General features: G+C 68.2%; 24 protein-coding genes, 3 pseudogenes and 1 CRISPR repeat array. Of the genes and pseudogenes, 17 read left to right on the top strand and 10 right to left on the bottom strand.

The features are described 5' to 3' along the window. Positions 1–17: 17 nt before the first annotated feature. Together cas2e and ACZ3ZE_RS35920 are read left to right on the top strand one after the other, a co-directional pair. Entirely contained in the window at positions 18–329 is a 312-nt protein-coding gene (gene cas2e / locus ACZ3ZE_RS35925; protein ID WP_467262051.1) for a type I-E CRISPR-associated endoribonuclease Cas2e, read from the top strand. Between the two features lie 18 nt (positions 330–347). Next, positions 348–681: a CRISPR direct-repeat array (repeat unit 29 nt; unit sequence GTCCTCTCCGCGCGAGCGGGGGTGAGCCG). A gap of 291 nt (positions 682–972) precedes the next feature. Further along, positions 973–1,320 (top strand): annotated as a pseudogene (locus tag ACZ3ZE_RS35920) (ATP-binding protein); the annotation flags it as partial. Between the two features lie 42 nt (positions 1,321–1,362). Here the strand turns inward: ACZ3ZE_RS35920 and ACZ3ZE_RS35915 are convergent. Beyond that, positions 1,363–2,088, bottom strand: a complete 726-nt coding sequence (locus tag ACZ3ZE_RS35915) for an SMI1/KNR4 family protein (RefSeq protein WP_467262049.1) — start codon at positions 2,086–2,088, stop codon at positions 1,363–1,365. A 557-nt stretch (positions 2,089–2,645) separates the two neighbouring features. On the opposite strand from ACZ3ZE_RS35915, the gene ACZ3ZE_RS35910 reads away from it, so the two are divergent. The 8 genes and pseudogenes from ACZ3ZE_RS35910 to ACZ3ZE_RS35875 all read left to right on the top strand — a co-directional run bounded on the left by ACZ3ZE_RS35910 (position 2,646) and on the right by ACZ3ZE_RS35875 (position 8,491). Then, positions 2,646–2,957 carry a hypothetical protein gene (locus tag ACZ3ZE_RS35910; RefSeq protein WP_467262047.1) on the top strand — a complete coding sequence of 104 codons (312 nt, stop codon included), beginning with the start codon at positions 2,646–2,648 and terminating at the stop codon, positions 2,955–2,957. Continuing rightward, a complete protein-coding gene (locus ACZ3ZE_RS35905; protein ID WP_467262045.1) occupies positions 2,939–3,298 on the top strand; it encodes a hypothetical protein in 360 nt (119 codons plus the stop codon). Before ACZ3ZE_RS35910 ends, ACZ3ZE_RS35905 begins: the two co-directional genes overlap by 19 nt. A 35-nt stretch (positions 3,299–3,333) precedes the next feature. Further along, positions 3,334–3,933 carry a DUF6545 domain-containing protein gene (locus tag ACZ3ZE_RS35900; RefSeq protein ID WP_467262043.1) on the top strand — a complete coding sequence of 200 codons (600 nt, stop codon included), beginning with the start codon at positions 3,334–3,336 and terminating at the stop codon, positions 3,931–3,933. 89 nt (positions 3,934–4,022) lie between these two features. Continuing rightward, the gene (locus tag ACZ3ZE_RS35895) at positions 4,023–5,312 is read left to right on the top strand and encodes an FAD-dependent oxidoreductase (RefSeq protein WP_467262042.1); all 1,290 of its coding nucleotides are present in this window, start codon (positions 4,023–4,025) and stop codon (positions 5,310–5,312) included. Between the two features lie 181 nt (positions 5,313–5,493). Then, positions 5,494–6,774, top strand: a pseudogene (locus tag ACZ3ZE_RS35890) (NF041680 family putative transposase); the annotation flags it as partial. Positions 6,775–6,830: 56 nt separating this feature from the next. Continuing rightward, a protein-coding gene (locus ACZ3ZE_RS35885; RefSeq protein ID WP_467262041.1) for an IS5 family transposase occupies positions 6,831–7,705 on the top strand; the annotation gives its coding sequence in 2 pieces (ribosomal slippage) (positions 6,831–7,220 and positions 7,223–7,705; 873 coding nt in all). A gap of 26 nt (positions 7,706–7,731) precedes the next feature. After that, positions 7,732–8,013, top strand: coding sequence for a hypothetical protein (locus tag ACZ3ZE_RS35880; protein WP_467262039.1), 282 nt, complete (start codon positions 7,732–7,734; stop codon positions 8,011–8,013). A gap of 64 nt (positions 8,014–8,077) precedes the next feature. Next, positions 8,078–8,491, top strand: a complete 414-nt coding sequence (locus ACZ3ZE_RS35875) for a hypothetical protein (RefSeq protein WP_467262037.1) — start codon at positions 8,078–8,080, stop codon at positions 8,489–8,491. Between the two features lie 281 nt (positions 8,492–8,772). Here the strand turns inward: ACZ3ZE_RS35875 and fxsT are convergent, their stop codons facing one another. Next, positions 8,773–11,442, bottom strand: coding sequence for an FxSxx-COOH system tetratricopeptide repeat protein (gene fxsT, locus ACZ3ZE_RS35870; protein ID WP_467262035.1), 2,670 nt, complete (start codon positions 11,440–11,442; stop codon positions 8,773–8,775). A gap of 173 nt (positions 11,443–11,615) precedes the next feature. Between fxsT and ACZ3ZE_RS35865 the strand changes: the two are divergent. Continuing rightward, positions 11,616–11,720: pseudogene (locus ACZ3ZE_RS35865) on the top strand (IS5/IS1182 family transposase); the annotation flags it as partial. Between the two features lie 7 nt (positions 11,721–11,727). Here ACZ3ZE_RS35865 and ACZ3ZE_RS35860 read toward each other — a convergent pair. Further along, positions 11,728–12,075 carry a hypothetical protein gene (locus tag ACZ3ZE_RS35860; RefSeq protein ID WP_361180263.1) on the bottom strand — a complete coding sequence of 116 codons (348 nt, stop codon included), beginning with the start codon at positions 12,073–12,075 and terminating at the stop codon, positions 11,728–11,730. Between the two features lie 50 nt (positions 12,076–12,125). On the opposite strand from ACZ3ZE_RS35860, the gene ACZ3ZE_RS35855 reads away from it, so the two are divergent. Next, positions 12,126–12,380, top strand: a complete 255-nt coding sequence (locus ACZ3ZE_RS35855) for a hypothetical protein (RefSeq protein WP_467262033.1) — start codon at positions 12,126–12,128, stop codon at positions 12,378–12,380. A 257-nt stretch (positions 12,381–12,637) separates the two neighbouring features. Here the strand turns inward: ACZ3ZE_RS35855 and ACZ3ZE_RS35850 are convergent, their stop codons facing one another. After that, the gene (locus tag ACZ3ZE_RS35850; RefSeq protein WP_467262031.1) at positions 12,638–15,295 is read right to left on the bottom strand and encodes a hypothetical protein; all 2,658 of its coding nucleotides are present in this window, start codon (positions 15,293–15,295) and stop codon (positions 12,638–12,640) included. 82 nt (positions 15,296–15,377) lie between these two features. Between ACZ3ZE_RS35850 and ACZ3ZE_RS35845 the strand changes: the two genes are divergently transcribed. Both ACZ3ZE_RS35845 and ACZ3ZE_RS35840 read left to right on the top strand, forming a co-directional pair. Beyond that, positions 15,378–15,575, top strand: coding sequence for a hypothetical protein (locus ACZ3ZE_RS35845; protein WP_467262029.1), 198 nt, complete (start codon positions 15,378–15,380; stop codon positions 15,573–15,575). 262 nt (positions 15,576–15,837) lie between these two features. Next, positions 15,838–16,296 (top strand): hypothetical protein, encoded by a 459-nt coding sequence (locus ACZ3ZE_RS35840; RefSeq protein ID WP_467262094.1) that lies wholly within the window; start codon positions 15,838–15,840, stop codon positions 16,294–16,296. Here ACZ3ZE_RS35840 and ACZ3ZE_RS35835 read toward each other — a convergent pair. The 3 genes from ACZ3ZE_RS35835 to ACZ3ZE_RS35825 all read right to left on the bottom strand — a co-directional run bounded on the left by ACZ3ZE_RS35835 (position 16,262) and on the right by ACZ3ZE_RS35825 (position 19,199). After that, positions 16,262–17,069 (bottom strand): IS5 family transposase gene (locus ACZ3ZE_RS35835; protein WP_467262027.1). Its coding sequence is split into 2 segments (ribosomal slippage): positions 16,262–16,730 and positions 16,729–17,069, totalling 810 coding nucleotides; the frame shifts between segments, so codons are not numbered across the junction. The two genes, ACZ3ZE_RS35840 and ACZ3ZE_RS35835, sit on opposite strands and share 35 nt — an antisense overlap. Before the next feature lie 55 nt (positions 17,070–17,124). Then, a complete protein-coding gene (locus tag ACZ3ZE_RS35830) occupies positions 17,125–17,613 on the bottom strand; it encodes a hypothetical protein (RefSeq protein ID WP_467262025.1) in 489 nt (162 codons plus the stop codon). A 788-nt stretch (positions 17,614–18,401) separates the two neighbouring features. Next, positions 18,402–19,199: a hypothetical protein gene (locus tag ACZ3ZE_RS35825; RefSeq protein WP_467262023.1), complete on the bottom strand. Its 798-nt coding sequence runs from the start codon at positions 19,197–19,199 to the stop codon at positions 18,402–18,404. A 93-nt stretch (positions 19,200–19,292) separates the two neighbouring features. Here ACZ3ZE_RS35825 and ACZ3ZE_RS35820 point away from each other — a divergent pair, with 93 nt between their 5' ends. From ACZ3ZE_RS35820 to ACZ3ZE_RS35810, 3 genes are all read left to right on the top strand, one after another. Further along, a complete protein-coding gene (locus ACZ3ZE_RS35820; RefSeq protein ID WP_467262021.1) occupies positions 19,293–19,592 on the top strand; it encodes a hypothetical protein in 300 nt (99 codons plus the stop codon). A 130-nt stretch (positions 19,593–19,722) separates the two neighbouring features. Next, positions 19,723–20,034, top strand: a complete 312-nt coding sequence (locus tag ACZ3ZE_RS35815; RefSeq protein WP_467262019.1) for a hypothetical protein — start codon at positions 19,723–19,725, stop codon at positions 20,032–20,034. A gap of 31 nt (positions 20,035–20,065) precedes the next feature. Next, positions 20,066–20,913, top strand: a protein-coding gene (locus ACZ3ZE_RS35810) for an IS5 family transposase (RefSeq protein ID WP_467262017.1) whose coding sequence is annotated in 2 segments (ribosomal slippage) — positions 20,066–20,396 and positions 20,396–20,913 — 849 coding nt in all. Because the reading frame shifts where the segments join, the coding sequence is not laid out codon by codon here. 15 nt (positions 20,914–20,928) lie between these two features. Here the strand turns inward: ACZ3ZE_RS35810 and ACZ3ZE_RS35805 are convergent. From ACZ3ZE_RS35805 to ACZ3ZE_RS35795, 3 genes are all read right to left on the bottom strand, one after another. Then, complete coding sequence (locus tag ACZ3ZE_RS35805; protein WP_467262015.1) at positions 20,929–21,054, bottom strand: hypothetical protein; 126 nt, start codon at positions 21,052–21,054, stop codon at positions 20,929–20,931. 76 nt (positions 21,055–21,130) lie between these two features. Beyond that, positions 21,131–21,975, bottom strand: a protein-coding gene (locus ACZ3ZE_RS35800) for an IS5 family transposase (RefSeq protein WP_442304761.1) whose coding sequence is annotated in 2 segments (ribosomal slippage) — positions 21,131–21,616 and positions 21,619–21,975 — 843 coding nt in all. Because the reading frame shifts where the segments join, the coding sequence is not laid out codon by codon here. Between the two features lie 36 nt (positions 21,976–22,011). Further along, positions 22,012–22,302, bottom strand: coding sequence for a hypothetical protein (locus tag ACZ3ZE_RS35795; RefSeq protein ID WP_361176275.1), 291 nt, complete (start codon positions 22,300–22,302; stop codon positions 22,012–22,014). Between the last annotated feature and the right edge of the window lie 130 nt (positions 22,303–22,432).

Here is a 22,432-nt window from a genome sequence, read left to right as displayed (position 1 = left end):
CCGAAAGGCCACTCACCATGGCTTCGATGATCTCCATCTCCGTAACCTCAGTACCGGATCATCTTCGCGGTGCCCTCACCCGATGGCTTCTCGAAGTGACACCCGAGTTGTACGTCGGCACCGTCTCAGCCCGCGTTCGTGACGAGCTGTGGAGTGCAGTGGCCGCCTGCGCAGGAGACGGCGTCGCCGTACTTACATACCCGAGCAACAACGAACAAGGCTTTGAACTCAGGACAGCCGGGTCTCAACGCCGCAACCCTCTGGACTTCGACGGGTTGACATTGATCGGCTTCCAGGCCGTCGGTAAAGAATCGGCAAAGGGCGGCTAGAGCTGCAGGTCGGGAAGGGTCCTCTCCGCGCGAGCGGGGGTGAGCCGTTCGGCGAGCAGCGGCACCCCGACGGCACGGCGTCCTCTCCGCGCGAGCGGGGGTGAGCCGTCGGCGTTGGACGCGATGTTCAACTCTTCCAGGTCCTCTCCGCGCGAGCGGGGGTGAGCCGGAGCAGGCGGAGGAGGAGCGCCGGCGGGAGGTGTCCTCTCCGCGCGAGCGGGGGTGAGCCGCTGGAGTACGGGCTGCCACGGATAGCGCGGGTGTCCTCTCCGCGCGAGCGGGGGTGAGCCGGGGAACGGGTAGCGGGGTCGGTCGACGATGTCGTCCTCTCCGCGCGAGCGGAGGTAAGCCGCCGCGGAGCGAAGCGGCGCCCCGGCATCAGCCGCGCTCTCCGCACGCTGGCCGATGTACTCCACGCAGGCCGCCTCGAACCACGCCACCCGCTCGGCCACGATCGTGCGCAGCAGCTCGACGTCGACCCTCGTGCGCAGCAGCTCGATGTCGACCCTTTGTACTCGTCGACGGCGACCAGTGCCTTCCGCTCGACGAGGCGTGGCGTGCTCCGAGGCCCTGTCCTCTGACAGTCCAGGGCGCCATGAGGCGCTCGCCTCGTGCTCTCCACGCGAGCGGAGGAGAGCCCCCGCTGGTCAACGAGCTCGTCGAGGCAGCCGACGAGAAGCAGCTGACCAAGACCATCACCCGCTACGGCCGCGTCGATCTTTTGTGCATCGACGAGCTCGGATACATGGAACTTGACCGCCGCGGCGCCGAGCTCCTCTTCCAGGTGTTGACCGAGCGGGAGGAGAAGAACAGCGTGGCCATCGCCTCAAACGAGTCCTTCTCCGGCTGGACGAAGACCTGCACCGACCCCCGCCTCTGCGCAGCCATCGTCGACCGCCTCACCTTCGGCGGCAACATCATCGAGACCGGCACCGACTCCTACCGACTCGCCACCACCAGGGCCCGAGCTGAACAGCAGTCCTTGGGCTGACGTCGACGCGGGAAGCATGGCCGACAGGAATCTTGGGCGCGTTCAACGGCAGTCGTTGAGCCAGTCGCCCGGAATCTGGTCACGAACGCGGTCGAGGTCTTCGGGTGTCCGGCCACGAGCCAGGACGGCCATGCCGTCGTCGCGCAGAAGGGCGTCCTGGCCCAGGAACCAGCGAGTCGCGTGTTCTTCCTCGCCGATGGGATAGGCCGGGAAGGGCAGCTGAACGCAGGTTTCTTCCAGCAGCTGGCTGCTGTCGTCATCGGGGTCGAGGAAGTCGCACGACTCTCCGTCGGCCTGCACGGACTCGGACAGAACGATCTCGACGAAGCAGAGGGAGAGCCGCTCCAGCCAGCCCTCCCACCGCTCGGCGGTCTTGTCGGCCAAGTCGAGCCGAATGAACACTGCAGGGTCGTCGTCCTGGAGTCGTTCGAGGAGGACGCCCCAGGATGCGGCTCCCTGGTTCTCGTGCCGGAAGACCAGGGCCTCTTTGGCGTCATCAACATACAGTTCTGCCGGGCTGAGCAGCTCGTCATGGTTACTGGTGAGATCCCGGCGGCGCCCGAACAGCAGATACGCCTCGCGCATCGCCGCCGGCAGCTGGACGCCCAGCCTCTCCTCCGCCGCGGCCAGGTCCGCCTCAGTCCACCCGTCGCCGCTCTGCAGCGCGTCGGCCCAGTGGGCGGCGAAGCCCTGGATGAAGCTCCATGCACCGCTGCGGCCGTCGACGCCTCTGGCGAGAGATGCAGCAAGATCGAACCCTTGTGTCATGCCAGGACGATATCCGTCCGGCTCAATCTGTCCTCCGTTGCCCCGACACGCCGGCCAGGCGCTCTCGGAAGTCAGCCACATTCCCGGCCTGCTTGATCACCATCTGCTGCCCAAACTCGGCATCAAACGCTCTTGCCTTATACCGACGAAGCCAGTCTGGACGACACCGGCGTCTGCGCGGAAGTGACCAGCGAACAGCGCGGCACCGAAACCGTCTACCTGCCCACGTCGTGGTGCTGTGCTCTCCGCGCGAGCGGAGGTACCAGTACTGCTCGCGTCCGACGGACCTCAGGGACGAGAGCAGGGCACCTTCGCGCAAGACGTGTTCGGATGCACAACCGCACGCTCGCTGATTGACGGATCAGTCACGGCAGATCGCCTCTGCCGGGGGCGGCGTACGCCTGTCGTTCAGCGGCCTGATGTCGCGCTCGGGCAACTGCGCGACCTCCGCCGCCGCGTCCCCACCCAGGCCGCGACGCAACGCGACTGACACTCTCCCAGCCCGAACGCTGGACGAATCTCTCCGAGGCGGAACCGACGCATGCCATGATCAACGCATGGACGAATACTCGTGGCCCGACGACGGCGTCGACGCCGGAGCTCGGTCGCGGGCAGCCTGGCCCGTGACCTGTCAGGCCCTGCCCGTCGGAACCTCGGTGACCGGCGATGTCATCGGCCGCCAGCCATTCGGCGTTTTCATCTCCCTCGACAACGCCCCGGACGCGATCGGCCTGGCCGAGATCACGACGATGCCCAGGGATGCAGTGCTCCCGCTCATCGGAACCATCGTCAGCGGCGAGGTCATCTCGCATGCCGACCACAACTGCCAGGTGAAGATCAAGCTCGACGAATGGAACGCAAGAACCTGATGCCCAGGCCCAGGCAGGACTGGCGCGGCCGACTGGGCCGACCCGCCACGGCCGTGCTGTTCCGGACCCCACTCAAGTGGCGCTTCGCGGTCTACTTCGCCGAGCCCGGCGGCGTCCTGGACGGCGCGCTTCCCAGCGAATCGCCCGACGGTTCAACCGAGTCCGCTCAGGAGGCCGTGTGCCGCTGGGTTGAGGACACCTTCCAGCAGCCGGTCAGCATTGACTGGACGCCCACCGACAAGCCGGATTGGTGGACAGGGGATATCACCGAAACCCGGCCCGGAACCGTCGTGGAGCAGCAGGAACCCCTGGCCAATGGGCACATCCCAGGAGCCCCCTGAACAAAACAGCCTCGCAGACACTGTCAGCGAGATAGATGACCTGCTCAGCCTGGCCTCTCTTCAGATCAGGTACAGATAACGGCCTGCTCATCCGTCAAAAACTCGACCGGCACCCCGGACCTCCAGACAATCGATCAATACGACTGCCGAAGGTTCGACCCCCACAGAAGCCCAGGTCAAAGCCCTCCCAAGGGCGGACAGGGCTTAGCGCCGGTTTCGTTCCGATGTTCCTCAAGCCCCGGGTGGTGGAGATCCTCGACGGCACGCGCAAGCTGCGTCCGTGGTCCTCGCCGGCCGCCGCAGAGATCACCGGCAGGCATGTGGGCGCGAGCTCGCTCGTGCTGTCCGCCGAGGAACGTCAAGCCGTCGTGACTGCAGCTGTGATGCGCGACGCCTCCGAACGCCTTGAAGCTGCTCGCCTTCGCGCTGGCGGGAAGCACCCTCACTCGCCGGATGACGTGGCTGCCCTTTTGCCAGGAGGCGATACGGCAGCGTCTATGGAGCGAGGCCGGCTACTGCTTCTGGCCACCCACCTGGATCACCCTCTTGTCCATTCGGCTCTGCAAGAAGTTCACCGACTGGACGAGGCGGGCCTTCTAGAGGAGGCCGCTTGTAACACCAGGGTAGGGTCCTGATCAGCCGCTTCAAAGGCGGCGTCATCAGGAGCTGTTGGACACCCAGCCGACGCGCTGGGTTGGGGGGGCATATGAGGCGGGCCATTGTCATGGGCGGCAGCTATGCGGGGCTTTTCGCTGCCCGCGTGCTGAGCGATTACACCGACGAGGTCTTGGTGGTTGAGCCCGACGAGATCGCCGAGGACGGTCTTGGCCAGCGCGTCCCTCAGCGGCAGCAGCTTCACGCTCTTCTGTCGATGGGCCACACCCAGCTGGAGAGGTGGTTCCCGGGAATCACCGACGAGCTGGTGAAGGGCGGTGCGCTGCTCGGTGAGGGGGAGGATGTCCAGTTCTACCTGGATGGGCGCCTCAAGGCCCCTGCGTCGGGAGCGCGCATGCTCGGGGCGACCCGCCCCTTCGTGGAGAGCCACCTGCGCCGCCGTGTGAAGAGCCTCAAGAACGTCCGCTTCATTCAGGCCGAGGTCACTGACGTCGTCCTGCGCAACGGATCTGTGGCTGGCGTGTCTGTCGCCTCCGCTCGCGGCGGCGAGACGATCGACGCCGAGTTCGTCGTCGACGCGATGGGACGCACGAGCCGCCTGAGTGAGTGGCTACTCAAGCAGGGATGGAGCTCGGCTCCTATCGACAGCATTCGTATCGACCTCGGGTACGCGACCGCGACGTTCCACCGCGGGGACGAGCTGGGAAGCACGGTCATCGCGCACTCCAGTCCCGGCCCCGACAGCGACTACCAGCCGAAGGTCACGGAACCTGGTGCCCTGGCCGCCGTGGAGGGAGACCGCTGGTCTGTCGTTCTGGCCGGCTACGCCGACTACCGTCCCGGCCCTGACCCGGAGGAGTTTCTCCGGCGGATGCGCCGCTGTGTGAAGCCGATCCAGACGGTGGCGGAGGCTTCCACCATGATCGGCGGTGTGAAGACGTACCGCTTCGTCGAGAGCCGTCGCCGGGTGCACACGCGCCTGAACCGGTTCCCCGGCGGCCTGGCGGTCGTCGGAGATGCGCTTGCGAGCGTGAACCCGGTCTACGGTCAGGGCTTGACGTTGGCGGCTCTGGAGGCAAACGCACTGGCCGTCTACCTCAGCTCCGCACCAGCATGGAAGGACCCTGCGTGGGGCTACTTCCGCCTCGCGGAATCTGTCGTCGAGGGAGCCTGGCAGCTCTCCACCGCTGCGGACCTCGCACAGCCACATGTGACCGGCCCGTACCCGCGCGGCTACCGCGTCCAGAAGTGGGTTGCCGACATGCTCACGCGGGCATCCGTGATCGACCCTGTTGTGAACAGCGCCTACATGAGTGTGGTCAACATGGAGCAGCCGCCGGCCGCCCTGACCGATCTCCGGCTCCTGACCCGAGCCACCCGAGTGCTGCTCAGCAGCTGAAGGCAGCTCGAAGAATGTGGCAACGCGTGCTCACCCGGGCGGGGATCCTGGAGCAGCCTGTCCGCCGTGCCTACACGGCCCAGCGCAGAGCGGTACGACAGTTCGCGCCGGCTGAGTACGCGGCGGCTCGACTCCTTCTGCCTGCGCCGCTGCAGCCTGACGTCGTGGTGCTGGTTTCCTTCATGCACGAGACCACGGAGGTCTCTACGCCGCGCTCGCCCGGGGCCGGGTCGATGCGGACCGGATGCGGTGGGCCCTGGCCTCGGTGCCGCTGCCGCGGGCGGCCGATGGCCGGCTGGTCCTGGCCGTCGATGTCACATGCTGGCTGCGGCCGGACGCCCACACCTCACCGGAGCGGATCCTGTGTCACACCTACGGCCGGGGCAAGGACCAGCACATTCCCGTTCCCGGGTGGCCGTATTCAATGGTCTGCGCGCTGGAGCCGGGCCGCAGCTCATGGACCGCTCCGCTGGACGCGTTGCGTCTGGCACCCGGGGACGACACCGCGACCGTCACCGCGCGGCAGTTGCGCGGGCTGGTCGAGCGGCTGATCGCCGCAGGCCGGTGGCAGGCCGGCGACCCGGACGTCCTCATCATCGCGGACGCCGGATACGACGCACCCCGCCTGGCCTTCCTGCTGAAGGATCTGCCGGTGCAGGTGCTGGCCCGGATGCGGTCAGACCGTGTCCTGCGCAGGCCGGCCCCGCCGCGCCAGCCCCACACCATGGGCCGGCCACCCCGGCACGGCGGCGAGTTCGTCTTCGGACAACCCGACACCTGGGGCACCCCGGACACCCACACCGTCACCGACACCCGTCTCTACGGCACCGCCACCGCACGGTCCTGGGACCGTCTCCACCCCAAGCTCACCCACCGTTCGTCCTGGGCCGCGGCCGACGGCAGCCTTCCGATCGTCGAGGGGACCGTGATCCGCCTGGACATCGACCATCTGCCCAGCGGAGCGACCCCGAAGCCGGTCTGGCTGTGGTGGTTGGGCACCGACGCAGACGCAGGGGACAGCGACCGGCTCTGGCAGGCATATCTGCGTCGTTTCGACATCGAGCACACCTTCCGCCTGTTCAAGCAGACTCTCGGCTGGACCTGCCCGAAGATCCGAACCCCCGAGGCGGCGGACCGATGGACCTGGCTGATCCTCGCGGCCTACACCCAATTGCGACTGGCCGGCCGCTGGCAGCCGACCGGCGCCGTCCGTGGGAGAGGCCCGTTCCACCGGACAGGCTCACCCCGGCGTGTGTCCGCCGCGACTTCCGGCACATCCGCCCGACAGCCGCCTGCCCGGCCGGGGCACCGAAACCCACCCGCCCCCGGACCGGGACGACCACCCGGACGCAAGAACACCCGGCCCACCCCACGCCACGACGTCCACACACCCCGCAAGACGGGCCACACCGCGTCCCGGACCAAGAAGTCGACCACCCCACGACCCCGCCGCACAGGTTAAAGATAAAGCTAGGGCCTGTTGCGAAAGTGGATCAAGGTCGTAGATGATCACGGTCCGTGGGACGTGGTGATCTGACGAATGGGCAGTGGGAGCGGTTGGAGCCGTTGCTGCCGGTAGGCAAGAAGCCGGGCCGCCCGCGGACCTGGAGGCGCCGGCAGTTGATCGACGGCATTCGGTGGCGGACTCGAACCGGGGCGCTGTGGCGTGATCTGCCTGAGCGGTACGGGCCGTGGGACCGGGCCTACGACCTGTTCCGGCGCTGGGAGCGCGACGGCACCTGGAAGCGGATCTTCGAACAGCTGCAGGCCGAGGCCGATGCGAAAGGCCTGATCACGTGGGATGTGAGTGTCGATGCCACCATCGCCCGCGCCCACCAGCACGCTGCCGGAGCGCGTAAAAGGGGGATCTCCAGAAGGAGCCTCCCGGCGGCGTCGACACCGAGCCCGACGACCACGGCCTCGGGCGCTCGCGCGGCGGGCTGACCACGAAGCTGCACCTGGCGGTCGAGCAGGGACAGAAGCCGCTGTCCCTGCTCGTCACCGCCGGCCAGCGGCACGACAGTCCTCAGTTCCAGCCGGTCCTGAACGCCATCCGGGTGCCCAGGACCGGCCCCGGCCGCCCTCGCACGAAGCCGGACAGGGTCCGGGCGGACAAGGCGTACGGCTCCCGCGCGAACCGCTCCTACCTGCGCCGACGCGGCGTGAAATGCACCATCCCGGAGAAGGCGGACCAGATTCGCAACCGCCGAAAGCTCGGCTCCCACGGTGGCCGCCCGCCCCGCTTCGACAAGGACGACTACAAGCAGCGGCACGGGGTCGAGTGCGGGATCAATCGTTTCAAGCGCCACCGTGCGGTCGCCACCAGGTACGACAAGCTCGCCGTCCGCTATCACGCGACGGTGCTGGTCGCCGCCATAAACGAGTGGCTGTGAGGCACCCTGGCTGCGACCATGCGGCAGTGAACGCAGATCTCCCGGACGGATGGACGATCGAGCGGGTCCGTTCGGCGTCGGGCGATGCCGAAGCGGATCTGCTCTCGCTTGAACGATTCGTCGTTGTCGAGCACTTCAGCAGCGCCGACTACGACGTCCTCCAGCCTGACGTCATCCTGTCCTTCCATGGCCTGTGCCTCGCCCGAGCTGACGGCGAGTGGTTCATGGGAGAGCTCGACGCCAACGGCTCACTGATCTGTTGGTCTTCCTATGGCTCCGACCTAGCCGAAGCCATCCGCGGGCTGTGAGCTTGCCGCAGTTCTTTGATCACTTTCACACATCGAGCAGCTGATCGCGGATGGCTTCGAGCGTGTGTACGTCGAGTTGGAGTGGTACGACGGACCTCGCGCCGGCCTCGCCGACATCGACGGCAAGCCCCACTACTTCCAGGGCTACGACTACGACCACGCCGACGAAGCCGACGAGTACCGCGTCTGGCCCGCGAGTGAGGCTGCGGTGGAGTTGGAGCGCGAGCAGTGGGCGATCTTCGCCAGGTGGAACCAGCGCTCTGAGGCCGGGCCGGAGAGCCATCCGGGTCACGGCGGGATCGACGCCCGCTACGACGAACTGTCCCTGCTGCTGGCGCCGCACCGCCAGGCACCGGACAACGCGCGGCGGCTTGTGGGAGAGCTGCGGTTCGACGCCGGCGCTCGCTACCGGGTCGAGGGGCTCGACTACTGGTTCCGGTGGTTCGTTCGAGCAGATGAGGCCGCCGTTGATCATTAGGTGTCGTGTGGACAACCAATGATCACGCGGCGGCCTCGGACGCCAGCGTAGTGCCTGCCCACTGGCAGGAGTCGTTCGCACTCCACGCAGCGCCTGTTCCCCAGGTCGTTCGTCGCGACCGTGCAGCGCCTCGCGGATCACGGGCACCTGGGCCTCGGCTACACCCAGTGGGGACAGGCATACGCGACAGCGAGGTGACGGGCGCGAGACGGTGGGGCCTGGGGCGCCGCGATCAGCGCGCTGGTCACCCGAGCTCGCCGGTCACGTCACCGCCGTGTCGTTCAGCTCTCTTCCTCGGCACGGGTGCGGACGTCGGGGTGATCGGGGCCTCGTGTGCGGAGGCGGGAGTCCCGGTTCTGGCGTTCGAGCTCTGTCGATTCTTCCTCCCGGCCGAGCCTCGCGAGCACGACAGCGAGGTTGTGGCGTGTGGTGAGGGTGTCGGGGCTGTCGGGTCCGATTACCCGGACGCGGTCGTCCAGGAGCTGCTGGAGAAGGCCAGCGGCTTCTTGGATGTGCCCGAGGAGGTAGAGGGTGGTGGCAAGGTTGTGACGGCTGGTGAGAGTCCCAGGGGCATCCGGGCCGACGAGCCGTACGAGGTCGTCGACGTTCTGCTGGTGTACGGAGACCGCTTCCTCGGACCGGCCGAGTTGCACGAGCACGGCAGCGAGGTTGTTGCGGCAGTTCAGCGTCGCGGGGTGGTCGAGGCCGTGGACCCAGATACGAGTGTCCAGAGTCGGCTCGAGAAGGTCGAGCGCGCTCTGGTATTCCCCGCACTGTTGCAGAGCGTAGGCAAGGTCCTCGCGACTAGTGAGAGTCTGAGGGTCTTCGGGGCCCAGGTCCCGTAGGCGAGCGTCCACGACTTGATTGAGAAGGCTGACCGCTTCGTCTGCCTGGCCGAGTTGCAGCAGTGTGATGGCGAGGCTCCTCCGTGTGTGGAGCGTGTCGGGGTGGTCATGGCCCAGTACCCGGACCCGGGTCTGCAGAATCTGCTGGAGAAGGCGGGCCGCCTCCGGCGCCCGGCCGAGTGTCATGAATGCGTGAGCGAGGTTGTGGCGGCTGATGAGGGTGTCGGGGTGATCGGGGCCCCTCTCCTGGAGATGGACCTCCAGGTTCTGCTGATGCAGCTCGGCGGCCTCCTGGAACCGCCCCAGGCCTGCGAGCGCTACGGCGAGCCTGTGGCGGCTGAGGAGGGTGTCGGGGTGATCGGGGCCCCTCTCCCGGAGGTGGACCTCCAGGTTCTGCTGATGCAGCTCGGCGGCCTCCTGGTACCGTCCCAGGTCTGCGAGCGCTTCGGCGTAGGTCGCCCGGCTTGTGAGGGAGTCGGGGTGATCGGGCCCCAAGAGGCTTGAGAGCCCCTCCGTCGAGCGTTGGCCGAGTGCGAGCCGCTGCGTGTAGACCTCCCTTCCGTTCTCGAAACGCACCAGCGTTGCCAGGCTCAGAAGAAGTGGTGTGTTCTCGCTGTTGCCTGGCAGTTCGATGACGGCGGCGGTGTGGAGCGTGAGCCGCTGGAGCGTGGCCCGGTCGCCGGTCTGAACGTCGGTGAACTCCTCGATCAGCTGGATGGTGCGGTCAGCGACGGCGTGGTGCCAGCGGGCTGCGCCGCCGGGCTGCGCGGTGAGCGTGTGGGCGGTGATCTCACGGACGAGCGGGTGCAGCACGACCAGGCCGAGTTCCGGGCTCCCGCCGGGGAGGGTGGGGATGTCGAGGAGGCCGTAGGTGTGCAGGCCGTTGACGGCGGCCTCGACGGCTGGGGCAGAAGAGGGGTGGCCGCTGGCGGCGGTGACGAGCTCGGGCGTGAGGTAGGAGAGGGGGACAGGCGCGGCGGCCAGGAGAGAGAACAGGCGCAGAACCGGGCGGGCGAGTGTGGTGCCGTCGGCGGTCAGCTGGTCGAGGGACAGGTCCCAGGTGTGCCGGACGATCGTCCGGGCAACACCGGGATCGGAGGCGCGGGGGTGCTCGGCGCCGAGGAGCGTGTCGAGTTCGGTGTCCAGGGCCTGCCGGTAGGCGTTGAACGTGCGGTGGCGGCTGCCGGGAGCGGCGAGGTAGCGGGCGGCGGCCTGCAGGGCGAGCGGAAGTCCGCCGAGCCGTTCGGCGAGCGCTCGCGCCTCGGCTGCGGAGCCTGCGGTGAGGGCGGTGTCGAGGAGGATCCGGCCGCCGTCAGGCTCTTCCAGCGGAGCCAGCCGGAGCACCGTTGCCGAGCCGCCCCAGACGGTGGGGTCGGTGACCCGGCTTGTGACCGCGAGCAGGCCAGCGGGCCAGGGGCGGATCCAGCCCCGGTACTCGTCAACGGGGCCGGAGCCGTGCGTGAGGGTTTTGGGGTCGTCAAGGTTGTCCACGACGATCAGACACCGTCGCGCTGTCCGGCCCAGGTGTTCCCAGACAGTGTCGGCGAGGCTCGTCCGTCCAGCGCGCGCGGCTTCCAGGGCGTGCTCGGGCAGACCGTGGGCGACGGCGATCTGCACCATCCGTTCGGCCAGGTCGTGCTCACCCTGCCAGCGGATCCAGAACACCGGCACACCGGCCGCCCGCGCTCGTGCGGCAAGCGCGGCAGCGACCGTCGTCTTGCCCATGCCGCCCGCGCCGGCGAGGACCGCGAACCGGTCTTCGACCCGCGTCCGGGCATTCCTCCACCGACGCCAGCGGCTCGCGAACGCCGCCGGGTCGAGCAACAGCTCCAGCTGCGCGATCACCTGGTCGCGGCCGCGGACCGGCTTGTGCAGGGCGGGCGGGCCGAGCGGAGCGGCTGCGCCCGCGACAATCCGGCCCACCGGCACCAGCCGGCCGGGCGCCGGGCCGCTCTCGGCCACGTCGAGGTGCCGCCCGTAGAGGTGCAGCCCAAGCGCCGCGAGCACGAGCACCGCGAACACGCACCACACCACCCACGGGCTGGTGGCCCAGTCCGGCACCGCCGCGGTCACATAGTTCGTCACCACCGCCAGCCCCGCCGCCACCAGCGCCCCGCCACTGGCAACAACCGACCCCCGCCGTACACCCCTGCTCCGCACCCTGCCCCCTGTTTCCCGCACGCCCCCGTAGAGCAACAGGATGCCCCCGGGCGGGTGTTCGGGGGAGGCGAACGGCGCGCGCGGGAACGGCGGGTGAATACCGGCGGGGCCCGGTCGGCAGACTCAAGAACTCCCGAGCCGTCGCCACCCGCTACGACAAAAGGGCCTATGTCTTCCACGGCACCGTCACCGCGGCCGCGGTCCGGCTATGGCTCAAGGCATGAGCCCAGCCTAGGCCGCCGCCTCCAGAGCATCGGCCCGTCGACCAAGATCGGCGGCGATGTCGTCCCAGTCAGGCCCGTGAAGATAGAGGCTCTCGGCCGCTGCTCGCATCAGCACCGGCTCGTCCGGCCGCTGCAAGAGCACCAGCCGAAAGGCCAGATTCCGGATCCACACCGGCAGGTAGCCATCGCACACGTTCGGGCAGAGCTCGCGCAGCATGGTGAGGATCGACTCCGCGTCGGCGAACGTGAGCTCCTCGACGAAGTAGTGCTCCCGATGTTCAAGGCCGCACTCCGGCGTCGGTTGGTACTCGTCTCCGTAGACACACCTGGCGTGCTCTATCAGCGTGCTGTGCATGCATTGGAGCCTATGCCCCATGATCCGCCGGACAGAACCTAGGCCTCAGCGTGCCCGACTACGTCGTCCCCGACGAGCCGTCGCACCTGTACGTGACGGGCACCGACGACCCTGCGGGAGTGCGCTGCACTGTCTCCGCCGTCGACACGGACCACACCACCAACGCGGCGCTGGAAGCAGCCGACAGCAACAGACTCCGCGCCACCCTGAAGGTCCCGGCCGTCGGCCTGTACCGGGTAACGATCGCATCCGACTACAGCCCCATGCTCACGCAGCTGGTCTTTGCGGGGGCCGACTCGGATTGACCCCCGTCCCCAAGCATGGAGGAACCTGCTCGCGGGAGCGCAAGGGTCACGCCCGATCAGAATCAGGCAGGCGAGGTAGGCCGAGCGTCGCGCAACGTTCCCGCAGGACACCTTCTTCGCCCTGGGCCCGATCCGGACCGCCGCTCAGGCCGGTCAGATGATCACGATGGCCGACGCCCTGTCAGGCAGTCGTCGGTTCGCCGGCGATGCGAGCTAGTCGGCGGGCTAGACATCGCCCTGGCGCGATGGCGCGTGCGTCACTGCCAGCGGGGCGTCGGCGTGCCGTCGGCATCAAGGCCGTACGGCCACGGCTGCTCTCTGTGCCGGAGCCACCGGCCGGTGTTGCCGCCGTAGTCCGCTGCCTGCCGGTAAAGCGTTTCAGCGCCGCTCCGGTCCCCGGCTTCTTCCCGCCAAACGGCGAGGAAGAGCAGGGCGTCGGTGTCGCCGTGGTCGGCGGCCTTCCGAGCCGCAGCTTCGGCTCCGTCTCGGTCCCCGGCGCCCTTCCGCATCACGGCCAGGCGGAACAGGGCGACGCCGTCGTTGCCCAGTTCAGCAGCCTGTTGTGCCAGGGCCTCAGCGGCGTCCCGGTCTCCGGCCTCCTCCCGCCTCACGGCCAAGCAGCACAAGGCCTCGGTGTCGCCCCGGTCGGCGGCCTGCTGGACCAAGGCCGCAGCTCCGTCCCAGTCCCCGGCCTCCTCTCGCAGCATGGCCAGGCGGTACAGCGCGTTGGTGTCGCCGTAGCCAGCGGCCTCCCGGACTAGGACCTCAGATCCGTCCAGGTCCCCGGCCTCCATTCGCAGCTGAGACAGGCTGTACAGAGGGTTGGTGTCGCCGTGGTCGGCGGCATGCCGGGCTACTGCTTCGGCTCCGCCCTGGTTCCCGGCCTTGTCTCGCTCAATGGCCAAGAGGTGCAAGGAGCTGGTATCGCCGAGGTCGGCGGCCTTCACTGCTGCTGCTTCGGCTCCGTCCGGGTCTCCTGCCTTCTCCCGCATGATGGCCAGGCTGTGCAGAGCCTTGGTGTTGCCCCGGTCGGCAGCCTGCCGGATCAGGGCCTCAGCTCCATCTCGGTCCCCGGCCTTCTCCAGCATTAGGGAGAGGTAGAAGAGCGCGTCCATGTTGCCGCGCGCTGTGGCCTGGCGGGCCAACGCTTTGGCGCCGTTCCAGTCCCCAGCTTGCCGCCGCATCAATGCAAGGTCGAACAGAGCATCGGTGCTGCCATAGACGGCGGCCTGACGGGCCAGGAACTCGGCGCCGTTCTGGTCCCTGGCCTCGCCCCGCATCATGGACAGGCGGAGCAGGACTTTGGTGTCGCCGCGGTCAGCGGCCTCCCGCGCCAAGGCCTCGGCTCCGTCCCGGTCTCCGGCCTCCTCATACATCACGGACAGGTCGTACATCGCACTGGCATTGCCTTGGCTGGCTGCACGGCGAAGTAGGTGGTGTGCCCATTGCAACCGGTGCCGGTCTTCGGCTTCCTGGGCAAGAAGGGCCAAGTCATCGGAGTGGACTAGGTGGGTGTGGGCAGCGTGCCAGAAGGAGGCGGGTGGGCACAGGCGGCGACGGGTAGTGCGGCCGTGTTGTTCGAGGTAGTCGGCGAGCAGGAACACGTGCCCTGCCGGCCGCGGGAAATCAGTGTCTTCACGCTGGCCGGGTGGGCGCCGTCGTGGGCGAGGGTTCACCCGTCGCAAAGGGGCCTGCTTTCCGTGGACCTGCTTGGCGAGTCCGGCGTAGGCGTGCTCTGCCCAGTCGTCAGATAGCTGGTCGTAGTCGGTGTCGTGAAGGTAGTCGGAGGCAGCATCGGTGAGGAAAGCCTGGGGCAGGTGCAGGCCGACTCCGAGACGGCGGGCGTCCATCGCCACTTCGAGCAGCGCACGGGCAGCCGGGTCGCCAGTGCGGTAGCGCTCCAGGAGCGCAGGGCCTCCGGCGAGGTCCTGGGTCAGGCGACCATCAGCACGAGCGCGAGTGAGAGCATCGGCCAGCAGCCCGTCACCGCTTTCGGCCAACGCAGTCGCCTCATTCAGAGCACGGGTGTCGAAGGTGCTGGGGAGGGGCAGGGTGCGTCCGGCGAGGAGTTCCCGCACCCGGCTGTGCGGGTCCGGTGCGCCCGCCGGGGGCAGGGCCGTGTACTGCTGAACGTAGTCGGGCCAGAGTGTGCCGAAAATCAGGACGGGACTTCGATCCGGCTGGAGGAGTGCGTGGACAGCCGCCGCGATCCGCTCTCCTGCCCTGGCGTCGCCGAGGTAGTGCTGGGCCTCGTTCAGCCACACCACCGTCCGAGGCCCGACCCGGTGCATCTCCTCCAGCGCGGCTTCCGCCCGCGTCGGGTCGAAGGGATGCCACAGCCGCCACCCCAGTGCAGCCAGCGGCTGCACGGCCTCCCAGCACGCCCGTGTCTTGCCCGTCGATGACTCACCGACCAAGACCGCCATCCCGCTGCGCCCCTGCCCAGCCTGTCGCACCATCTCCGCGAGCGCACGGTCATGCTCACGAGGCACGTACCCGGGCAGCACTCGCTGCTCGAACCTGGTGGAGCCCTCGGAGGCAGTGCCAGCGGGGTGGACCTCGAGTGCGTGAGGGTCCCACTGCGCAATGGGCCTCCCCGGCCCCAGCCTTTCTGTGATTCCGCCGCCAGCTGCACTCCGCTGCAGCGCCAGCAATTCCTCCACGGGCAGCTTCAGAGCGTTGGCCAGCACCTGCACCGTCTGCGCTGACGGCACCGGGCCGCCGGCCTGGAATGCCTCCGAGACCGTGGTGCGCCCCAGTCCCGCCCGACGGGCCAGATCCGTCTTGGTCAGCCGCATACGGACCAGCCCGGCATCCAGCCTCCTGCGCAGGTCTTCCAGCGCCGAGTCAGGCGTCTGACGGGCATGTTCATCGCGCACGTGCTCCCCCGAGGTGGTGTGTTCGCCGATGTTCATCTTCCTCCCGGCGAACCACGGCGAACACCGATTCCTCGACCTTCGTGCACGTCAGCATCACCTCCCGTGAAGGAAATCTGCCGTGAACGTCGCTGTCGTACTGCTCACCACCGTCCTGGTCACCGTGCTCGCGCTGCTGGCCGCCGCCGGCGCCGCATTCCTCGCCCGCATGGACGGCGCCACCTACCCCGCTGCCGTCACCCGTGCTGCCATCGCCTTCACCGCCGCCCTCACACTCGCTACCGCCATCACCGCGGCCTTCGCCACCCTCCTCACCTGACTGGCATGCCACAAGCCAGCGCCCGCCCGGAAGCTCTTCCTGAGCGGTGCCGAGGCGATTGGACTGGAGCCTGACCAGCAGATCATCGCCTGTCGCGGCGAAGACGTGAGCGAACTCGACCGACCAGAAGCCAAGCTCGCCCCCCCGCCGCCGCAGTGAAGGACTTTCTGCCAGGAGCTCGCCGACCGCCACGGCACGACGGTGTTGGCGTGGCACTCCCCGTATTCGGGCGGGTGGGAGCTGGACTGGGCCCGCGCCGAGGATGGCCCGACGAAGCAGACGGTCCGCGCGGAGCTCGCCGCCGACCCGCTCGTCGGCTCCTACGCCCAGCGAGATCACCCTGTGCCCGACGTGGGGCAGGATCACCCGCTGGGCCAGGCAGCTCCTGAAGCCCGGCGCCGCGGTCGTCCTGGGCACCGAGACCACCGACCTGTACGGGCAGACGATCGAGCTCGGCGTCGTCGAAGCGGCCACCGGAAAGGTGCTCCAGGACACCTTGGTGAGGCCCACGGAACCGATCACCAGCGGGGCCCGCCACGTGCACCGGCATCTCCGACGAGGACGTGGCGGACTCATCCGAACTGCCGCAGTGACGCGGGACGTGGGCGACGAGAGGCTGGAGGCGACGATCGAGCGGGAGCTCGCAGAGGAGGCCGGGCTCGTGCTGTCGGGCCTTACTGATCGTTTCAGAATGAGTTCCGGAGGCGGCGGAGGCATATGAGGCTGCAGGCCAGGTCGAGCAGACCCTGATGGAGCTCCGCGCGTCGTTCGTAGCGGGTGCGGAGCCGTTTGAACTGGTGCAGCCAGGCGAATGCGCGCTCGACCACCCAGCGCACTTTGCCCAGTCCGGAGCCGTGGGCGACGCCGCGTCGGGCGATCAGGGGTTTGATGCCGCGTTTCCACAGCAGGCGGCGATACTTGTCGAAGTCGTAGCCCCGGTCGGCATACAGACGCCGGGGTTTGCGGCGGGGACGTCCCCGCAGTCCTCGGACCGGCGGGACGGCGTCCAGCAGCGGCAGGAGCTGGGTGACATCGTGCCGGTTGCCGCCGGTGAGCGTGACGGCGAGCGGGGTTCCGTGTCGGTCGACAATCAGATGGTGCTTGGAGCCGGGGCGGGCACGGTCGACGGGCGAGGGGCCGACATGATCCCCCTTTGAGAGCCCGGACGTGCGATCCGTCCACAGAGCAGTCGTCCAGGTCCAGTAGGCCGGCGCGGTGAAGCTCGGCCAACAGGGCGGTGTGCAGGCGTGGCCAGACGCCTGCCTCGGTCCAGTCCCGCAGCCGACGCCAGGCCGTCACACCGGAGCAGCCCACGGTCTCCGCCGGAACGTCCCGCCAGGCAACACCGGTCCGCAGCACGTACATGACGCCGGCGAGCGCCACTCGGTCGGGAACGCGCAGCCGCCCGGGGTGGCGACGGCGCCGTTCGGGAGTGGGCGGCAGCAGCGGGGCCACCCGCTCCCACAGGTCATCTGGGACAAGATCAGCACGCACCTTGGACTCTGCTGACCAAGATTGTCGAGCACAAGACCCACGGCTTATCTCGCGCTCAGCCTGGCACAGCCTCCAGCGGGAGGTGGTCTCGGAAGTACTGCGACTCCAGCCACTCCTCCTTCACAAAGAGCGGGCGCGTGAGGCGGGCTTCCCCGACCAGTTGCGAACGCAGAAGAAGCCCGAGATCAGTCAGGGAAACCGAGTCGTCGGGCGTGTAAAGCACCCAGTTTCCATGCTCCGCAGCGTGGTCCAGCAGGAACTGATGGCCCTGCTCGGGATCGCTCCCTGCCAGCGGGAAGCCAGACAGGAAGACTTGCGGACCGGTGACCGCATCCAGCGCGACGCAGGCGAGCCTGCCCGCCTCGTAGAACGCCTTCACCCCATCCGGAAAGTCCTCCTGCTCATACGGACCACCGACCCGTTCCGGCAGTCCAGAGACCAGCAGTGCCTTGGCAACCTCGGCTGGAGACATCCCAAAGTGCAACGGACCCACACCGACTCCGGGTCGCATTGCCCAGCACTCCCGCTCCACATCTGCGCTCATCCACCCACTCCTACGCCCGACCGGATCTGCTGCATGCACAAGGCCAGGGGCCAAGGTGCCAACTCAGCTGCACAAGTGCCAACTGAAGCGCTCGGTCAGACTCATTCTGAAACGACCAGTTAGTGGGCTCCAAGACTCTCCGGTTCTGGGTGACGGAGGAAGACCGTGATCGGCTGGCAGATCACAACGCTGGCCGGCCCGTGCTGCCGGCGGTGGAGCCGGAGGACGAGCGGGAGGCACCGCACCGTGCCAGCCACCGACCGCCGACGTGCCGCCCATCGCCGACGGCGGACGACGACGTCCCTGGCGACTCGGCGGCTACTCGAACGCAGCGTCCCTTGATCCCCACCCAGCCGGCGCGTCCCGTCGGCTCGTGGCCGTCCCTCCGACCTTCGCCTCCTCCACCGCCGGTGGTGGATGCGCCAGCCGTGCCGCTACCGGCCGCCAAGCCGACGGTGACGGTGCCGCCGGTGCCGCCGCGGTGGAGGCCGGGCATCGCAGCTCCTGCTTCAGCTGCTGCCGCTCCCGTGGTCCCGCGGCAGCCAAGCGCTCAGAATCAGGTGGCAGAACGACTTCTGGACTGGGGGGGCGAGCAAGCACTGGTTGCCGGAGGCACAGCCGTGCAGGCACTGCTCCAGACTCACGAACCTGAGGGATGAAGAGGGCGCACCGTCCCACAAGACGTGCGCAGAGGCGCGGAGCCCGCAGCGGCGGTAGCTGCCTGTCGGACTCCAGGCCTTGGTCGGACTGGGGCTGCGTCGCGCGGTGAGGGCATCCGGTGGCGTGCCTCAGTCGGCTGAATGCTGAGGGGTGCCACCGACCAGTTCGGCGTCTGCTCCTAGCATCTGGCGAGCTTCCGTGATCAGTTCTTGCACAGCGATCCTGATGTCGTCGACTGAGGCCGCCGGAGCCAACGGGGGAATGGTCGCGTCCACCATAAGGAGGTCATATTCCTCTTCGTCGAGCCAGGTGATGTGGCTAAGCGCGTTGCTGGCGGCGGTCTCAAGGCCGTGTGTCTCCGCGCCACGGGCACCGTCTTCGACAGCCTCACGAAGGTCTCTAAGCCGGAGCAGCGACACCCGCGCTGCTTGCGCCCGCTCATAGTCTCCGTCATTGGCAGCTGCTTCCAGAGCTTCTCTTATCTGCCTACCCTTGGCGTGGGTAACCGCAATTTCCTTGGCCCTACCCGCCGCCCAGAGAGCCTTCTCGGCGAGCTTCCGGACACGTTCCGGTGCAACGAGCTCGAGCTGCCCAAAGCACTGGCCCAGCTCCTCCCAGATCTCGCTCACGGTTGTATCGAACCGGCGCTCCTGGTCCATCCGATAGAGATCTATCGCTAGCCTGCGAGCACTGCGTACGAAGGCCGCCACCTCGGCCTTCCGGTCTTCACGCAGTGCTGCGGCCTGCTGGGCCTCAACCGCGATCCGCGCGGCGTTCAGGGCGGCATTCGCTTGATCCTTGCCTCCGGCTGCCTGGACCGCCGCGGATATCCAGTTGCCCGCGATGCCCCCGAAGATGCCAAGCGCCGCGACAAGCGCCGCGAACGCCTCCGGGTTGTCCTTGATGAAGTCGATCGCTGTCTGCACGTGCGCATCCTGCCGGGCGGAGGGTAGGAGGGCCCTCGATTCCAGTGAAGGGGCTCGATCCACATCGGCAAGCTCGCCCCCGGGGAGGCAGACGTGACGGCACGTGACACATGGACGGTGGACCGGCTCCACCACGCCCTGCCGCACTCCGCCTCCCGCCAGCAGCTCCTCGCCGACGTGAACCTCACCCCGATCGACGAGCTGCCCGCCGTCCTGGACCGCTGGGCGGCCGCCGCGGAGACGCTCCGCAGCTCCGCCCACCTCATCGAGTCCGCCCGCATCGCAGAGAAGTTCGCTGGCCGGCTCCCCGAGGACGTGGCCACGGACGACCGGACCGCCGACGTGCTGCGCGATGCCGGCCCCCGCGACCAGCGTGGGCAGGGCGCGGCGTGACCTACCGTCTCTCCTTCCCCGCCGACGTCTTCGACAGCACAAGCAGCTCCCCGACCGTGCGCGCCGGGACCTAGGCAGTTTCTTACGGATCACTGCGCTAGCCCCGAGCTGTTGGTGGTGTGATGGCTTCATGCGACCTGAGCAGTGTGTGACCAGGAACCACATCGAGGTGTGGCAAGAACGAGTGCTGCAGTCGGGGCCGGAACGGATCAGGTTCGGGACGGTGCTGCGCGGCTCGCTCCTGCCCGTCCTGGTCTGGGCCGGAGTCGCGTGCTTCGTGTACTTCGTCTACAACCCGCTCGTAGCGACGGTTCTCGGCGGTCTCTTCGCGTTGTCGTTCATCGTGGGGTTCGCGCTGCGTCGCAGGGCGAAGCACTCGGTTCGCTGCAGCGTCTACGGTGCGCTGGGCGGAGTGCTTGACAAGTCCATGGCTGGGTTCTGAGTCGTTGCGGCACAGGTGGCCCCTCGTTGTATTGAGCGTGTTGACCGACGCCCAGTGGGCCAGGATCGAGCCCCTGTTGCCGACCCGGACTCCCCGCCGAGGGGGAAGGTGGCGTGATCACCGGCAGGTGATCGACGCGATCGCCTGGAAGTACCGGACTGGATCTCCGTGGATGGATCTGCCCGCGGAGTTCGGTTCGAGGAAAGGTGCCTACAGCCGTCTGCGGAATTGGGCGATCGACGGGACCTGGGAGCGATTGTTCACCACTCTGCTGGGCCAGGCGGACGCCGATGAGGACCTGAGCTGGGTGGTATCCGTCGACTCCACGGTCGTTCGGGCACATCAGCATGCGCCTGGAGCCCAAAAAAGGGGGCTCCACCCGGCGAGCCAGCGGACCACGCCATCGGCCGTTCCCGCGGCGGGCTGAGTACGAGGATCCACCTCGCCGCCGACGGCAACTGTCGGCCGCTGGCTTTCGTGCTTACTGCCGGACAGGCCGGCGACGCGCCCGCCTTCACTGAAGTGATAGCGCGACTGCGCGTCCCCCGCCGTGTCGGGCGTCCCCGGATTCGGCCCGACATGGTTCTGGCCGACAAGGCGTACTCCTCCCGGGCCATCCGCGAACACCTGCGACGGCGCGGGATTCGGACGGTCATCCCGGTCCCGGCCGACCAGCAGGGCTACCGGCTCCGTCGGGGCAGCCACGGCGGCCGGCCGCCCGCCTTCGACCGCGAGGCATACAAGCAGCGCAATACCGTCGAGCGATGCATCAACCGCCTCAAACAGTGGCGAGGAATTGCCACCCGCTACGAGAAGACCGCCACCATCTACCTGGCCGGACTCCACGTCGCAGCCATCCTCATCTGGTCAGCGCGATGATCCGAGAGAAACTGCCTAGCCGTGTGCCTGGTCGATGCGCAGGAGGACCCGCTCGGGCACTCCGAGCCGTACGGCGAGGACGACGGCATCATCCGGACCGTTGCCCGCGGGCACGTCACTGCCGTCAGTCTCTGCGGCCACGCCACCTCAACGCTCACCGTGCTCGCCATCGCCTACCCCGGCATCTGACACCCGGGGCTAGGGGGTTTCGTTTGGATCACCTCGCGGACCAGAGGAAGATGCCCGCGATGTGCAGCCCAGCCAGGTAGACGGTTGCTGTCTTCTCGTAGCGGGTAGCGATGCCGCGCCACTGCTTGAGGCGGTTGATGCATCGTTCGACCGTGTTGCGCTGTTTGTATGCCTCGCGGTCGAAGGCAGGTGGTCGGCCGCCCATGCGGCCGCGCCGCAGCCGGTGGCCGCGCTGGTCCGCGGGGACAGGGATCACTGCCCGGATCCCGCGCCTTCGCAGGTGCTCGCGAATGGCGCGAGACGAATACGCCTTGTCGGCCAGGACGACCTCTGGCCGGGTCCGGGGGCGGCCGAGCGGGCGGGGAACGCGGAGGCGGGCCATCACGTCTGGGAAGGCGGGCGCGTCGCCGGCTTGTCCGCCTGTGAGGTGGAAGGCCAGCGGCCGGCAGGCGCCGTCGGCCGCGAGATGGATCTTCGTGGTCAGTCCGCCGCGGGACCTGCCGATGGCGTGGTCGTCCGGTTCACCCGCCGGGGCCCCTTTTTGCGGGCCCCGGCCGCGTGCTGGTGAGCACGAACGATCGTGGAGTCCACCGAGACAACCCAATCCAGGTCTTCTTCGGCGTCGGCCTGCGCTATCAGAGCGGTGAACACCCGCTCCCAGTTGCCGTCGAGGGCCCACATCCGCAGCCGGTTGTAGACGCCTCGCCAGTTGCCGTACTTCTCGGGCAGGTGCACCCACTGCGACCCGGTCTGGAATTTCCACGCGATCGCGTCGATCACTTCGCGGTGATCGCGCCACCGGCCACCCCGCTTCGGTGTCCGGTCCGGCAGCAACGGTTCGATCCGCGCCCACTGCGCGTCAGTCAACGGCACACCCGGACCAACGATCAGACGATCGGAAGGGAGCGGCTATGCACCGGCCACGTCACCAGCCGGGCTGGTCGAAGTCCACCAGTTGATCACTCGGGCGGCCATGATGTCTGGCCGCAGGCCCAGAGGGTCGAGACCGAAATGATCTTCCAGCTCGTGCCGCAGGAACTCACCGATCGCGGCCCGGTCGGCGCCGGAACGAAGCCGCTGGAGCAGAGGAGCCAGCATGCAGTCGTACTCGTCCTGCACATCGTCAGCGACGTCGATCGGATCCCACTCATTGAGCAGACGCCGCAGGTCGTCCTCGGCGGCGGTGTCCCAAGGTCTCATCGCCCCAGAGTGCCACCCACGGACGACCGCCATCACCCGCCCCCCTGATCCAAACGAAACCGCCTAGGCCCTGACGCTCGCGGAGAAGCCCTTGGTCCGCCTGTGCTCGCTGTGCGGCGCTGCTGCCGAG

The organism is Streptomyces sp. NPDC023157 (assembly GCF_055560575.1).
The sequence above is the reverse complement of the archived record's forward strand: the minus strand, read 5'-3'. Positions and strand labels throughout refer to the sequence as shown.

Coding starts and splice junctions, on each gene's coding strand:
- cas2e (WP_467262051.1), top strand. CDS start 18: ATGGCTTCGATGATCTCCATCTCCGTAACCTCAGTACCGGATCATCTT.
- ACZ3ZE_RS35915 (WP_467262049.1), bottom strand. CDS start 2,088: ATGACACAAGGGTTCGATCTTGCTGCATCTCTCGCCAGAGGCGTCGAC.
- ACZ3ZE_RS35910 (WP_467262047.1), top strand. CDS start 2,646: ATGGACGAATACTCGTGGCCCGACGACGGCGTCGACGCCGGAGCTCGG.
- ACZ3ZE_RS35905 (WP_467262045.1), top strand. CDS start 2,939: ATGGAACGCAAGAACCTGATGCCCAGGCCCAGGCAGGACTGGCGCGGC.
- ACZ3ZE_RS35900 (WP_467262043.1), top strand. CDS start 3,334: ATGACCTGCTCAGCCTGGCCTCTCTTCAGATCAGGTACAGATAACGGC.
- ACZ3ZE_RS35895 (WP_467262042.1), top strand. CDS start 4,023: ATGGGCGGCAGCTATGCGGGGCTTTTCGCTGCCCGCGTGCTGAGCGAT.
- ACZ3ZE_RS35860 (WP_361180263.1), bottom strand. CDS start 12,075: ATGCACAGCACGCTGATAGAGCACGCCAGGTGTGTCTACGGAGACGAG.
- ACZ3ZE_RS35850 (WP_467262031.1), bottom strand. CDS start 15,295: ATGAACATCGGCGAACACACCACCTCGGGGGAGCACGTGCGCGATGAA.
- ACZ3ZE_RS35840 (WP_467262094.1), top strand. CDS start 15,838: ATGGCCCGACGAAGCAGACGGTCCGCGCGGAGCTCGCCGCCGACCCGC.
- ACZ3ZE_RS35830 (WP_467262025.1), bottom strand. CDS start 17,613: ATGAGCGCAGATGTGGAGCGGGAGTGCTGGGCAATGCGACCCGGAGTC.
- ACZ3ZE_RS35815 (WP_467262019.1), top strand. CDS start 19,723: ATGCGACCTGAGCAGTGTGTGACCAGGAACCACATCGAGGTGTGGCAA.
- ACZ3ZE_RS35795 (WP_361176275.1), bottom strand. CDS start 22,302: ATGAGACCTTGGGACACCGCCGCCGAGGACGACCTGCGGCGTCTGCTC.